Source organism: Reichenbachiella sp. (genome assembly GCF_039941815.1).
Lineage (GTDB): Bacteria > Bacteroidota > Bacteroidia > Cytophagales > Cyclobacteriaceae > Reichenbachiella.
In genome coordinates, this window is sequence record NZ_JBDVDW010000050.1 from 155,020 (window position 1) to 169,292 (window position 14,273).

Annotated in this window: 12 protein-coding genes; 4 read left to right on the forward strand and 8 right to left on the reverse strand. The window is 39.6% G+C overall.

All coding sequences use genetic code 11. The annotated features are described in order from the left end of the window. The 4 genes from frr to ABJF11_RS11535 form a co-directional block, all read right to left on the reverse strand. Nucleotides 1–561, reverse strand: coding sequence for a ribosome recycling factor (gene frr, locus ABJF11_RS11520; protein WP_348120004.1), 561 nt, complete (start codon nucleotides 559–561; stop codon nucleotides 1–3). Between the two features lie 58 nt (nucleotides 562–619). After that, nucleotides 620–1,324 carry a UMP kinase gene (gene pyrH / locus ABJF11_RS11525; protein ID WP_348120005.1) on the reverse strand — a complete coding sequence of 235 codons (705 nt, stop codon included), beginning with the start codon at nucleotides 1,322–1,324 and terminating at the stop codon, nucleotides 620–622. A gap of 68 nt (nucleotides 1,325–1,392) precedes the next feature. Then, complete coding sequence (locus ABJF11_RS11530; RefSeq protein ID WP_348120006.1) at nucleotides 1,393–1,887, reverse strand: biotin/lipoyl-containing protein; 495 nt, start codon at nucleotides 1,885–1,887, stop codon at nucleotides 1,393–1,395. A gap of 63 nt (nucleotides 1,888–1,950) precedes the next feature. Beyond that, entirely contained in the window at nucleotides 1,951–2,415 is a 465-nt protein-coding gene (locus tag ABJF11_RS11535; RefSeq protein ID WP_348120007.1) for an Lrp/AsnC ligand binding domain-containing protein, read from the reverse strand. 877 nt (nucleotides 2,416–3,292) lie between these two features. On the opposite strand from ABJF11_RS11535, the gene ABJF11_RS11540 reads away from it, so the two are divergent. Both ABJF11_RS11540 and ABJF11_RS11545 read left to right on the forward strand, forming a co-directional pair. Then, on the forward strand, nucleotides 3,293–4,978 hold the full coding sequence (locus tag ABJF11_RS11540; protein WP_348120008.1) for an AMP-binding protein: 1,686 nt from the start codon (nucleotides 3,293–3,295) through the stop codon (nucleotides 4,976–4,978). Nucleotides 4,979–5,057: 79 nt separating this feature from the next. Then, a complete protein-coding gene (locus ABJF11_RS11545) occupies nucleotides 5,058–5,969 on the forward strand; it encodes a DUF3078 domain-containing protein (RefSeq protein ID WP_348120009.1) in 912 nt (303 codons plus the stop codon). A 23-nt stretch (nucleotides 5,970–5,992) separates the two neighbouring features. On the opposite strand, the gene ABJF11_RS11550 is transcribed toward ABJF11_RS11545, so the two are convergent. Further along, a complete protein-coding gene (locus ABJF11_RS11550) occupies nucleotides 5,993–6,754 on the reverse strand; it encodes a pirin family protein (protein WP_348120010.1) in 762 nt (253 codons plus the stop codon). A gap of 467 nt (nucleotides 6,755–7,221) precedes the next feature. Between ABJF11_RS11550 and ABJF11_RS11555 the strand changes: the two genes are divergently transcribed. Beyond that, complete coding sequence (locus ABJF11_RS11555; RefSeq protein ID WP_348120011.1) at nucleotides 7,222–8,019, forward strand: hypothetical protein; 798 nt, start codon at nucleotides 7,222–7,224, stop codon at nucleotides 8,017–8,019. Nucleotides 8,020–8,117: 98 nt separating this feature from the next. Then, a complete protein-coding gene (gene typA / locus ABJF11_RS11560) occupies nucleotides 8,118–9,896 on the forward strand; it encodes a translational GTPase TypA (RefSeq protein WP_348120012.1) in 1,779 nt (592 codons plus the stop codon). A 59-nt stretch (nucleotides 9,897–9,955) separates the two neighbouring features. Here the strand turns inward: typA and bshC are convergent, their stop codons facing one another. The 3 genes from bshC to ABJF11_RS11575 all read right to left on the reverse strand — a co-directional run bounded on the left by bshC (nucleotide 9,956) and on the right by ABJF11_RS11575 (nucleotide 14,211). After that, entirely contained in the window at nucleotides 9,956–11,515 is a 1,560-nt protein-coding gene (gene bshC, locus ABJF11_RS11565; protein WP_348120013.1) for a bacillithiol biosynthesis cysteine-adding enzyme BshC, read from the reverse strand. A 92-nt stretch (nucleotides 11,516–11,607) separates the two neighbouring features. After that, the gene (gene rimO / locus ABJF11_RS11570; protein WP_348120014.1) at nucleotides 11,608–12,921 is read right to left on the reverse strand and encodes a 30S ribosomal protein S12 methylthiotransferase RimO; all 1,314 of its coding nucleotides are present in this window, start codon (nucleotides 12,919–12,921) and stop codon (nucleotides 11,608–11,610) included. A 177-nt stretch (nucleotides 12,922–13,098) separates the two neighbouring features. Beyond that, the gene (locus ABJF11_RS11575; RefSeq protein WP_348120015.1) at nucleotides 13,099–14,211 is read right to left on the reverse strand and encodes a T9SS type A sorting domain-containing protein; all 1,113 of its coding nucleotides are present in this window, start codon (nucleotides 14,209–14,211) and stop codon (nucleotides 13,099–13,101) included. Nucleotides 14,212–14,273 lie beyond the last annotated feature (62 nt).

Below are 14,273 nucleotides of genomic sequence, written 5' to 3' on the forward strand. Positions count from 1 at the left end.
CTATATCGTCATTATATCTTTTTCTTTTTCTACCACTAGCTCATCAATCTGGGTTACATGCTGATCTGTAAGCTTCTGCACATCTGATTCGGCACTTTTTACTGCGTCTTCAGAGGCTCCTTCTTTGATCAGTGCTTTTATTGAGTCATTGGTTTCTTTTCTTACATTCCGCACGCTAACTTTTCCATTCTCAGCCTCCGATCTTACCAGTTTCATAAGATTCAATCTACGTTCTTCGGTCAACATCGGAATATTGATCCTGATCTGCTCTCCATCATTTTGTGGGTTCAGTCCTAGATCACTATTGATAATTGACTTTTCTATTTCACCAATTATGCTCTTTTCAAATGGCTTTACCGAAAGTGTTCTCGCATCAGGAGTGCTCACTGAAGCTACCTGGTTTATGGGTGTCATGGCACCATAATACTCTACCATCAAACCATCCAGCATGTTTGGCATGGCTTTGCCAGCTCTGATTTTCAAAAGTTCTTGCTTGCAGTGCTTAACGGAATTATCCATCAACTCTTTAGCTTCTTCCAAAAACATTTCAATTTCTTCCATGACAATTACTATTTACTCAATTCTTTTTTTCAAATATAATAATTCTATAAAACTCAAATTATGATATCAGTGTTCCAACTTCTTCTCCCGAGACAATTGCTTTTAAATTATCGGCTTTGTTCATGTCAAAAACGATAATTGGCAGGTTGTTTTCCTGGCATAGGGTAAATGCCGTCATATCCATTACATTAAGTCCTTTTTCATAAACATCCTGAAAACTGATTTTGGAGAATTTGGTCGCTGTAGGATCTTTCTCTGGATCGGCCGTATAGACTCCATCCACTCTTGTTCCTTTTAGGACTACATCAGCTTCCATTTCGATGGCTCTCAGGCTAGCCGTAGAATCCGTAGTGAAGTATGGGTTACCAATTCCAGCTCCGAAGATGACTATTCTACCTTTTTCAAGGTGCCGCACCGCTCTACGCTTAATAAATGGCTCACAAACTTCTTCAATTTTGATCCCTGACATCAGGCGGGTATACAATCCGGCTTTCTCCAATGCTGACTGTAGTGCCATGGCGTTGATAACGGTGGCAAGCATGCCCATATAATCTCCTTGTACTCGGTCTATTCCAGAGCTTTCTGCTTGTACACCTCTAAAAATATTACCCCCTCCAATGACGATGGCGATTTCTACACCCTGTTCCTTTACTTCTTTGATCTCTTTTACATATTGTTCAAGTCTGGTGGCATCAATTCCATATTGCTTATCCCCCATAAGGGCTTCACCACTTAATTTCAACAATATTCTTTTATACTTCATCGGAGATTTACCATTAGAGTGTTAGACAAAAATTTCACAAAGATAAGAGGGAAAACGAAACGTGACGTTTATAATGAAAGTAAAATTTTTCCTTTTTCAACACTTTCTCCTTTGCTTGAATAAAGTTCTGTGATTACGCCATCCGTTGGGCATTTTATGACATTTTCCATCTTCATGGCTTCCAAAATCAGCAAGTGATCTCCCTTTTTTACCTCCTGTCCTCGTTCTACCAAGACATCAATGATAAGTCCGGGCATTGGCGCTTTCACTTCTTTGGCCCCAGCCTGGCTGGAAGACTCCATGCCAAGTTTGGCTAGTAGCAAATCAAGATTGTCTTTGATATTCACAGTATAAGGTGTGTTATTCACCTTTAGCTCTACTGTTTTTTCTTCTTTATCAATGGAGAGTACTTTCGCCTGATAGGACTTGTTATTGACCAATAGATGAAGGTCTCCATTCCCTGATTTGGCCAGGTCAAACTGAAATGGCTGACCATCGATGTGGAATTCATTCTGAGATTGGTCTACTTCAAAACTCTTTTCTCCAATATGGGCTTTTTTCATTCTTGTGTCGTTTGAGTCAAAAATAACAGCCTTGACTTAAACCACCATAGCTATGGAGAATAATTATCCCAATTGAATCGGTCGACTCATACTTTCGTCTAAGGAAATGAAAGTCTCAGTTCTATCGATACCTTCCACTTTCTGAATTTTGTCATGTAACACCTCTCTTAAATGGTTTGTGTCACGACAATGAATTTTGATGAAGATATTATAGTTACCCGTGGTATAATGAATTTTAACTATTTCTGGAATCTCTCTCAATTTCTCAACTACGGTATCATATAGTGAGCTTTTCTGTAGGTAGATGCCAAGAAAACAAGTCACATCAAAACCTAGCTTGGAATAGTCTAATTGAAGCGTGGTTCCTTTCACCACGCCAAGCTCTTCCATTTTCTTCATTCTCACATGCACGGTACCTCCGGATACATATACTTTTTTGGCTATTTCTGTATACGGTGTTTTTGCATCTAGCATCAAATGAGAAAGGATTTTCAGATCCACTTCATCAATTTCGTAATTTTTCGGCATGATTCAATACTGATTTTATTAATTATTCAACAATATTAAATATATATTAGATAAAATGTAAATTTTTTGCCTTTTTTATGTGATATTTTTAATATATCGTCCATTTCATTAATTTTACCATATCAAAACAAATGAAAAACATGTTCTTTGTTTTATACTGTAGGGTGATGAAATAGGCAGCCATGCCCTCCTATCTCGGGGGTGGAGAATTGGGACAAATCGCTCCTTGCGACTAACTACTCCGTGGAGGTTCGAATCCTTCTCCTACAGCCATCATTTTTGGGTTAATGTTGTTTAATGAAAGAGTCTGGTTTACCAGACTTTTTTCATTTATAGACTTACTCTCTTACAAATAATCAGGCCCATTCTGCTCAACTCATTATCTCGATACATATTTCGTAATAAGAGCACCTTTTTCAATACTACGATTATTATTTTTCCAATAAAGGATGTAAAAAAGTAAAAATAATGTATTTATTCCTAGGTTTTGATGAAATATTTTCAGCATTGACGTCGATTTAGTACTTTTGAATTATCAAAACAAACGAAAAGACGTTCTTTGTTTTTATACTGTAGGGTGATGAAACAGGCAGCCATGCCCTCCTCTCTCGGGGGTGGGGAACTGGAATAAATTTCAAGCAATTGAAGCTAACCACTCCGTGAAGGTTCGAATCCTTCTCCTACAGCATCATTTTTGGGTTAATGTTGTTTAATGAAAGAGTCTGGTTTACCAGACTTTTTTCATTTATAGCCATTGAAGTAAAAAAAGTAGCGCAAACATTGTTGATAATTCACCTCTCATTGCTCATCTTTAATGGATTTTTCAATTTTTATTTCTATCCAGCATAGAAATATTCAAGAGCACTAACAAAACAACATGGCCACGCACAATTGGTATAAACACTACCCTAAGGGAATTCCTGAACAAATCAATCCAGACGAGTACGATTCGCTTGCTCATTTATTAGACATTGGTTTTGAAAAGTACGCTCATTTGCCCGCCATGGAAAACATGGGCAAGAGCCTATCTTATTCCGAACTCAAAGAAAAAGTAGATCAATTCGCAAGCTTTTTACAAAATCATACACAATTGCAGAAGGGAGATGCCATAGCGATACAAATGCCCAATCTTCTCCAATATCCAATAGCTATGTTTGCTGCATTACGTTGTGGGCTGATGGTAGTTAATACCAATCCATTATATACCTCAGCTGAAATGAAGCATCAATTCAACGACTCGGGAGCGAAGGCTATAGTCATCCTCGAAAATTTTGCTTGTAATCTGGAAGAGATACTTGCCGAAACAAAAATCGAAACTGTCATTACTACTGAAATTGGAGACTTATTGGGTGGTATAAAAGGTCCAATCACCAATTTTGTGGTCAAAAGAATCAAAAAAATGGTTCCGTCTTTTTCAATCCCAGGACGTATTCACTTTGGCCATGCCCTGCGCTTAGGTAGTAAATCGAAGTTTAACCCGATCACCCTAAGTGGAGATGATATCGCCTTCTTACAATATACCGGCGGTACAACGGGAGTTTCTAAGGGAGCCATGCTTTCTCATAGAAACCTTGTATCCAATCTCGAACAGGTATGCGCCTGGATGAGCATCATGCTCAAAGAAGGCCAGGAGCTAGTAATCACTGCCCTGCCTCTCTACCATGTATTTGCACTTACTTGCAACTGTCTTGTCATGTTTAAGCTTGGTGCAAAGAATGTTCTAATCACAAATCCCAGAGACATGCCGGGTTTTGTGAAAGAGCTTAGTAAACACCAATTTTCGGTGATTACCGGGGTGAACACACTATTCAATGGACTTTTAAATCAAAATGATTTCGAGAAATTAGATTTTTCAAAATTGAAAGTAGCCTTTGGTGGTGGAATGGCCGTACAAAAAGTGGTAGCTGAAAAATGGCTGAAGGTTACGGGTTCTTCGCTCGCAGAAGGATATGGTTTGACAGAGACCTCTCCGGTCCTTACCATCAACCCACTAGATGGGACGGATCGTACAGGGACAATAGGTCTCCCGATATCCAGTACTGAAATAAAAATGCTAGATGACGAGGGCAATGAGGTACCCATGGGAGAACCAGGCGAATTATGTGCTAAGGGGCCGCAGGTAATGAAAGGATATTGGCAAAGGCCAGATGATACCGCTCAGGTTATGCATGGAGAATGGTTTAAGACTGGTGACGTCGCTGTGATTGATAAAGATGGCTTTATTAAGATTGTGGATAGGAAAAAAGAAATGATACTGGTTTCAGGGTTCAATGTCTATCCTAACGAGGTGGAGGGCGCAATCGCCAGTCACGATAAGGTATTGGAAGTTGGAGCCATCGGTGTACCAGATCCAAAATCCACGGAGGCTGTAAAAATATTCATAGTCAAAAAAGATGATTCTCTCACGGTAGAAGAAATCAAGGCGCATGCTCATGAAATTCTAACTGGATACAAATGTCCAAAGCATATAGAATTCGTGGATGAACTACCAAAATCAAATGTGGGTAAAATTCTAAGACGCGTACTCAAGGAACAGGACGCCAAGGTGAATACTTATGTTTAAATTTCCAAATAGGAGTGATTTTTGAAAAAATCATACCTTTGCGCCGTAAAACATCGACTAATTTATCAAAACATAACAAATGAGATTCTTTTTTATTGCCATTTTAGTGATGGTTTCGTCGTCGCTATTTGCACAAACTGATACCACCTACTGGAACAAAGGAGGAGCGTTCGGAATCAATTTCACTCAGGCTACTTTGACTAACTGGTCGGCTGGAGGGTCCAGTTCGATTTCAGCAGCTACTAACTTTAAGTACTTCTTTGACTATAAGCGAAAAAATGTGCTATGGAAAAACACACTCGATATGGGTATCGGGGTGATCAAAGAAGAAGAGTCAAAACAAAGAAAAGCAGATGACCGCCTGGTATTCACCTCAAGTTATGGCAGAAAAATAAAGGAGAACGACAAATGGTATTATAACGCCACTATCGACTTCAGAACCCAATTTGCTAAAGGATTTAGCGCTGAAGATGTAAATCAAGAAAATTATATTTCAAAATTCATGGCTCCGGGTTATTTAATGGCCTCTATGGGAGTTGATTGGAGACCCAACGAATACTTCAGCATTACCATAAGTCCACTTACAGGCAAATTCACCTTTGTGAACGACGATCGCTTGGCAGCAGCTGGAGCCTTTGGTGTAGATCCGGGCAATAAATTGAGGTCAGAAATTGGAGGCAAATTTATAGCCACATTTGATAAAGAAATATTCAAAAACGGATCACTCACCTCCAACTTGATTCTTTTTACTAATTACACCAAGAATCCTAACAAGGTTGACGTGAATTGGGAAAATACCCTAACTATGAAAATCAACGATGTGCTTTCTGCCAATATATACAATCAAATCATTTATGACTTTGATATTAAATTTGAAAAGTTTGATACGGATGGCACATTGGTAAGCTCTGAAGATAAATGGCAATTCAAAAATATTTTTGGATTAGGTCTTGCTCTCAAATTTGGAGGTACCAGAGGAAAAAAAGGCTGATTATATAATCAGCCTTAATACATTTATGCGAAGGCCCCCTGGCTCTCAGCGTAAGTGGTGTACGAAACATTTGCTGGTGATTTTATAACAAAAAGTCGAGCTTCAGAATCAAACTGAATATCTATGTTATCTTCATTTTTTACAATCATGAAATCATCCTGAGCAATTGCCCCTTGATTGTACTTTCCTTCTCCTTTCAAGACATAGATACTGTAAACAGCATCCTTTTGTAGGGACATAGACCATTGTCCGGACTTTATTTCTGATATATCCAGAACAGATATTCCCTCGGTATCTATTTCCATTGGCGACCCTTCTCCAATGATAGTCTTTGATTTTCCGTTGCTCATATCGACCACAGGAAACTCCATGCTCTTAATATCTGAATAGGTAGCCTCTTTCTTCAATGACTTACTTAGGTTTGGGTCAAACCAGATTTGAAAAAATTCTCCACCTGGAAGAACCTTCTCAGCATGAGATATTCCGTTGCCCGCTCTGATTACCTGAGCATCTCCTTGATTAAGGCCCAACCATCGATCAAATTTTGTATCATAATGGGACAATTGCCCTGATATGACATAAGACATGATTTCGAATCCTTGGTGTGGATGTGTATCAATTAGGCCTCCCGTATCCGACCAGGCATGAGCCCAATAAAAAAGATTGGACATCGAAGTTGCTCCCCCTTTTTCATGAGGAAAGCCTATAGGCTTATTCTCTCTTATTCTTCCAAAATCAAATGCTCCTTGAGCTTGATGATGTTTGCTTACTATCTCTACACTCATAATATCAGGCTTAACGTAAAATTTTATATGTTGTTACATATTTTGTAATTACAAATTAATTTATCTAATTCTATTTATTCTTATCATATGCTGTGTACTGTGACTTCGTGATCAGAACTATAATTTCACCTCTAAGGCATGAAAAACCAAGAGATTAATTCAATATCAATCCTATTTCAGGCAGCCGTCAATAATTTCATAGGAATGAGTTATATCTGGTATTAACTCATGCCACTGGAAAATGTAGCACTGTAATAAGGAGACTTTTAATTGCACAATCACTCAGGCTGCAGACATAGAGTTGGTCGCCAATCAAATATTTGCCTTGCTGCTATTGGCTTCAATACAGTTGAATCACCTATTTATGTTACGCTACATTCTAAGGTCTTCAAAATTGTACATTACAGCTAATATTAATCTGCTTTAAGATATATTTGTTTAGCATGCACTATTGGGTGATTTAATTCATGAAAATAGATTTAAACGAAATTTGGGAGTTTATGGAACTTGTTCCTAAGCCTAAGACCGCCAAAGAAGGCGAAGAATGGATCTATGAGTTGGTGGCTGGCGAAATCACTATTGCGAACTTAAAATCACTTGATCTTCTGAATTTAAAAAAGGAAGAAAATTACGATACAGAATTGTTGCCTTCAATATTCACATTCAGAGAAATTCTGTGGCAACCCAATGTCTATACTCAGCCCGCTCTTTGTATACCACAACTCAATATTCTAAAGGTCTTCTGCGAGGATTATGTGGAAGAGAAAAAAAAGGAACAAAATGGCGATGTGTGGCCTTACTTTGATCTTTTGAAGGGATTGGCCTCTTTCTGCAAAGATGCCTTGGAGCGAATCAACGCAGAGAATGATGCGGGTGAAATTCGTATTACCTCGATTCTCGGAGATCTTAGAAAAAAAGCTTTTCCCGTGATCAAGTTTTTCATTTTCCATCCCATGAATAGGAAAGACTATCAAACGGATGCACTCAACCGGCTCAACTATGCTGTCAAAATCATGCTGACGCAATACAACAACAAGTATTATGATCTTAGAGATCCATTTTGGAATGTGACGGTAGGAAATCCAGATGAGCTGGAAAAAAAGATAGCAGCAAAAAATGCGCTGAAAAATGAAGCTGCTATGACAACAACATCTTTGGATCATGGAAGTGTAGAATCCAAAGAATCACCCAAGACCCTTCCTAAAAATAAGATAATTGCTCCTATCATGTCCAATTCACAGGACGGCGAATTGGAAGAGCTTTAGTCTCACATATTATTCTAAGGTTAGATTAATGAATTAATTGAGCAAGCACTGATCTTCTCATTTATTCGGCGTAATTTTGCGCTTTAATTTTAAGAAGGATGACAGAAATCAGAAACGTTGCTATCATAGCACACGTTGACCACGGAAAGACAACCCTGGTTGACAAGATCATTTATGCTGCTCAGGCAAATGACGCAAAAAGAACACAGGACAACAATGAGTTGATCCTAGATTCAAATGATCTTGAAAGGGAACGTGGAATCACGATTCTTTCGAAAAATGTATCTGTAGAATACAAGGGAGTGAAAATCAATATCATTGATACTCCCGGTCACGCCGACTTTGGAGGCGAAGTAGAGCGTGTGCTGAGTATGGCTGATGGCGTGATACTGTTGGTCGATGCTTTTGAGGGGGCCATGCCTCAAACCAGATTCGTGCTGAGCAAGGCGTTGGGTCTTGGGTTGAAACCTATCGTGGTAGTAAACAAGGTCGACAAAGAAAACTGTCGTCCAGATGAAGTACATGAGGAAGTATTTGACCTTATGTTTAACCTGGAAGCCACCGAAGACCAATTAGACTTTCCTACTCTATATGGATCTTCAAAGAATGGCTGGATGAGCCACGATTGGAAAAACGAGACAGACAATCTTGAGCCACTACTAGATACGATTATTGAAACCATTCCGGCACCAGAACAAAAAGAAGGTGTGTTGAGAATGAAAATTACATCTTTGGACTTTTCCTCATTTACTGGAAGAATTGCAATTGGAAGGATTCACCAAGGATCAATTGCCGTAGGACAAAGTCTTGGACTTACCAAGAAGGATGACACAGTAAAGCGTGTTAGAATAAAAGAACTACACATATTTGAAGGTCTGGGAAAAAGAAGTGTAGATAAAGTAGAGTGTGGAGACATCTGCGCAGTAACCGGAATCGACGACTTTGAAATCGGCGATACCATTACCGATTTTGACAATCCAGAACCATTGGATAGAGTGGGAGTCGATGAGCCTACTATGAATATGCTCTTTACCATCAACAATTCTCCTTTCTTTGGTAAAGAGGGAAAATACGTAACCTCAAGACACTTGAGGGACCGATTGATGAAGGAAATTGAGAAAAACCTTGCACTTCGAGTTGAAGCTACTGATAGCGAAGACAAATTTTTGGTTTACGGACGTGGAGTTCTTCACTTGTCCGTCCTGATCGAAACTATGCGTCGTGAGGGCTATGAACTACAGGTAGGTCAGCCACAGGTTATCTATAAAGAAATTGAAGGTCAAAAACATGAGCCAATTGAGCATTTGGTAATAGACGTGCCAGAAGACGTGTCTGGAAAGGCTATAGAGTTGGTAACCAAAAGAAAAGGGGAGTTGACTATCATGGAGCCTAAAGGAGACGTGCAGCATTTGGAATTCAACATTCCGGCAAGAGGCTTGATTGGATTAAGAAATCAAGTATTGACCGCTACAGCTGGTGAGGCAGTGATGACTCACAGATTCAATGGATACGAACCTTACAAAGGTGACATTCCTGAAAGATTGAATGGGTCTTTAGTATCTATGGAAACTGGGCCTGGTACTTCTTATGCCATAGATAAGCTTCAAGATAGAGGCATATTTTTTGTGTCTCCTGGTGATGATTTGTATGTAGGCCAGGTGATTGGAGAGCATTCACGGGCTAATGATTTGGCTGTAAACATCCAAAAGGGTAAGCAGCTGACCAACATGAGAAAATCGGGTACCGATGCGAGTATGAAAATTGCTCCTCCAAAGAAATTCTCATTGGAAGAGGCGCTCGAATACATCAATAAAGATGAGTATGTGGAAGTAACTCCACTCTCAGTTAGAATGAGAAAGATTGATTTTAAGGCCTAAGAGTCTTAATAAAAGTATTGAGAAAGGCAGCCCATTGCTACATATGGAGTTGCCTTTTTTTATGCTTCTTTGATCACGTGCATTCGCAAATCAAAGGCATCAAGAGCCGATAGGACTTGTTTAATGAAGTCTGGGTTGTTGATATAGAAATTAAGAAAATTATCGTGGCGTTCCTGCAATCCTCCTCCTGGAAAGAGCTTGTCTTTCAAGGCCCCCAATTGATTCAATGCTGTTTCATGTTTTTGCTCCTCTGATTTCTTTAGTCGTTTGGCTATATTGTCAAGGCCCTTAGCGGCTTTGGCATGTTCTGCTGCGATAAACCCTTTCAATGAGGCATCTACTGTTGCCGCCTTTTCGGCCAATTGTTCATACACCTTTTCGAGATCTCCTACCTCGCCGTTCAGGCTCATAGATTTTTCTCCATACTTCGCCAAATATTCACTTTTTAGTTCTTCTGCTTTACTAAATACTTGTTGGGGCGATAACTCAAACTTCGCCATCTTTTTGGCTGAAGCCGAATTGATATAAAGTGCGAAATTTCTGGGTAGTAGAATCGGAAATGTGATGCTGTAATTTTCGAATACTTTTGGTAGTTGGAGCCAATAAACCATTTCAGCAGGGCCTCCTATATATGCAAGATTGGGTAATACAGTTTCCTGATAGAGTGGTCGCATGACCACGTTGGGACTGAATCTTTCAGGATGCTGTTCTAGCTGAGCTAGAATCTCAGATTCTGTAAAAGTAACAGTTGTGTTGTTCACCTGATATCCGTCTCCATCTTTTACAATACGTTCACGACTGCCATCTTCTAGATAGAAAAAATTAATTTCCCTCGAATAAATCTGCGGTTTGTATCCTAGCGCCTCCAGGTCTGCGTTAGTCGACTCTACTAGTTGGTTTGCCTTGCGGGTCAACAGTTCGTCTTTAATGACTGGCACAAATAATTTTTTTAGATGCCCATGGTCTGCATCCAACACCACCACTCCCTCGTCAGCAAAAAGTTCATTAACATAGTACCTAACTGCATCGGCTAGGTTGTTTTGCTCGAGATAAGCTCGCTCAAACAACTCTACCTTTTCAGGAAGTTCGCTAATTACGGTTTCCAGTCCATCATTAGTGTACCGTCCCACAGCACCTTTCTGGTCTGTTTTCCACTCATATTTTTTGCCGAAAAGGTTGAAATAAGATATTTCATCAAAATCATGATCTTCTGATGCCATCCAGTAGACAGGCACAAAATTGTAATCCGGATATTGTTGTTTGAGTGATTTGCAGGCATTGACAGCAGTGGCTATCTTATAAATAAAGTAGAGTGGTCCTGTAAAAATATTGAGCTGATGGCCTGTGGTAATGGTGTAGGTATTTGGCTCTTTTAGTAACTGAAGGTTGGTACTAACAGCAGTAGACTTATTTGTATTTTGATATTGTGACTCTAGCACATCACAAAGCACTTTTCTATTTTCATCAGCAAATTGCTTTTTTCTGATTTGCTCTTCAAAACAGTCAATTGACGGACGTAATCCATAAAATGCTTTTAGTTCTTTTTTATTCTCCAGATAGTCTAGAAAGAAATCAGAAAATGAATTTGTGTCGTGTAGATCAATTTTTTCTACCTGCATGCTTTGTTAAGATTAGTCCAAATATTAAAGATGCAAGGTTTTACGCACCAGCCTTAAATAAGATGCTGAATTGATTCAAAACCATGCAAATATTAAATAACTGGTTCTCCGTAGAGGTCGAACGGCTCGGCCGAAGTAATTTTGATTTCAGCAAAATCCCCTACTCTAAGATAATGATCTTTTGCGCTGACCAAAACCTCGTTGTCCACTTCTGGTGAATCAAACTCCGTGCGGCCCACAAAATAGTCTCCATCTTTTCGATCAATCAGTGTTTTATAGGTATTGCCTATTTTAGCTTCATTGATTTCTAATGAGATGCCTTCTTGCAATTCCATAAGCGCATCCACTCGTTCGTTTTTCACCTCTTCCGGTACATCATCAACCATTGTACCGGCATGTGTATCCTCTTCGTGTGAGTAGGCAAAAACACCAAGCCTCTCAAACTTGCTTTCTTCAACAAAATCCATGAGCTCTTGGAAATCTTCTTCTGTCTCTCCTGGATGTCCAACAATCATAGTCGTGCGGATCGCAATACCTGGCACTTGCTCACGTATTTTTTTCAGTAAGGTCGTAGTTTTCTGCCGATCAGTTCCACGGCGCATCAATTTGAGAATCTTTGATGATCCATGCTGAAGCGGAATATCGAGGTAGCTACAAATGTTTTTCCTTTCTACCATTATTTCCAAAATGTCCTCCGGAAACCCCGTGGGAAAGGCATAATGCAGCCGAATCCAATCGAGTCCTTCAATATCGGAGAGTTTACTCAGTAGCTCGGATAAGTTTCTTTTTTTGTAGATATCCAGCCCATAATAGGTGGAGTCCTGGGCAATCAATAAGATTTCCTTGACGCCATTCTTTACCAGGTTTTTGGCTTCGGTCACGAGCTCTTCAATTGGTCGGGATACGTGCTTGCCTCGCATAAGCGGAATCGCGCAGAATGAGCATGGGCGATCACAACCTTCCGATATCTTCAAATATGCGTAGTGTTCGTCAGTGGATGTTTCCCGTTCTCCGATCAACTCATGTTTATAATCCGCTTTGAACTTAGCCAAAATAGCTTTGAGATCAGTCGTGCCAAAATACTCATCTACGTTGGGGATTTCTTTGGCCAAATCATCCTTATATCGATGCGAAAGGCAGCCCGTGACGTACAATTTTTCAATATGCCCTTCTTCCTTTGCATCTACAAATTTCAAGATGGTGTCTATGGATTCTTGTTTGGCATTTTCAATAAACCCACAGGTGTTGACAATAACGGTTGTGGCATCATTTTTTTTTGACTCGTGTACGGCATCAATGTCATTGCCTTTGAGTTGCGTAAGGATGACTTCAGAGTCCACAAGATTTTTTGCACATCCCAGGGTGACAATATTCACCTTCTCCTTTTTTTTACCTTTAGTCTTCACTGCCTTTTGAATTTATCGATACCTATCAGCCGATAGGTAACTGCAAAATTAGGGGAACTCCGAGGATTGGAACCAGAAAATGTGATTTCTTTTAATCAAGTAAGACAAGTTATAAGACTAAAAGCAGATATAATGATCATCAGCCCAAGTGTATGTAAGGATAGGTGATCACAGAACTTATTTGATCAGGATCTGTCTATAATAATGTTGATAAGGAGAAGTGATTTGCAATGTATATAGACCTTGCTTTACTAATTCTTTCTGCAAGTATAAGGTCACACTCTGAACTTCACCGATTTCAATTCTGTCTTTTATGAAAATAATTTGTCCTGAAATGGAAGTCAGTTTTAGGGAGAAAAAATCACCTTCTATTCCACCAAGCGATATTTGAAGGTTTTCATGGGAGTACACAGGATTGGGGTACACAGCTAGATCAGCATTTTGGCTAAGGTGATCCTTAGCTTCTACCACCTCCGAGTATTCATATGCTCCATCATAGTCAATTTGCTTTAATCGGTAATAGGATCTTCCATCGAAGAAGTAATCAGAAAAACTATATTTTTTTTCGGTATTGACTGTTCCATGTCCGCCTACATAACCAATTTTACGAAAGTCAATCCCATTTTCGCTTCTTTCAACATCAAACCCTGCATTATTTAACTCAGATGACGTAGCCCAGCGCAAAATCGCAATACCGTCACGTACTTCCGTTTTGAAGTACTTCATTTCTACTGGCAGCTCTGTCGAAGTGCCATCCAGAAAGTCTCCAACATTTCCAAGACCATCACCTTCCAAATCATCCGCAGGAGACACATCGGTGTATCCACTGGTGCCTTCAACATATACAGTTCCTGCACCGAAGGTAGGATCCCCTCCTCCAAAAGCGCCAAAATTTCCACCCACGGCTACCACACCTCCGCTATTTACTGTAAAGGTGGTGCCAGTATTTAGATTTAGATTGCCCATGACTATTAGCAGTCCATTGACCACTACGGTATTACCTGCGAAAAAACGAGAGGTCAAACCGGCATCTGCGATTACTAAGGTGTCTTCTATTGTTAATACATCACCTCCTCCATTGGTCAGATCAATTCTATTGCCTGCCTGAAGAGTGATATATCCATAGATGGTCAGGTCTTCTATTACATTGTCGAATGGGGGCGCAGTTCCTGAGGTCCAGGATGCATCATCAGTCCAGTTTCCGGTATAGTTATCTAAACTTGAATCTTGTGCAATAGCCGAAAAGTATGAGTGAACGACCAGAGATAATAATACTATGTGCTTTTTCATTGCTGATAGCTTTTGTTATTAACACTGGCTGAAAGTTAGTTGATACCCGAAGTTGATTAAAC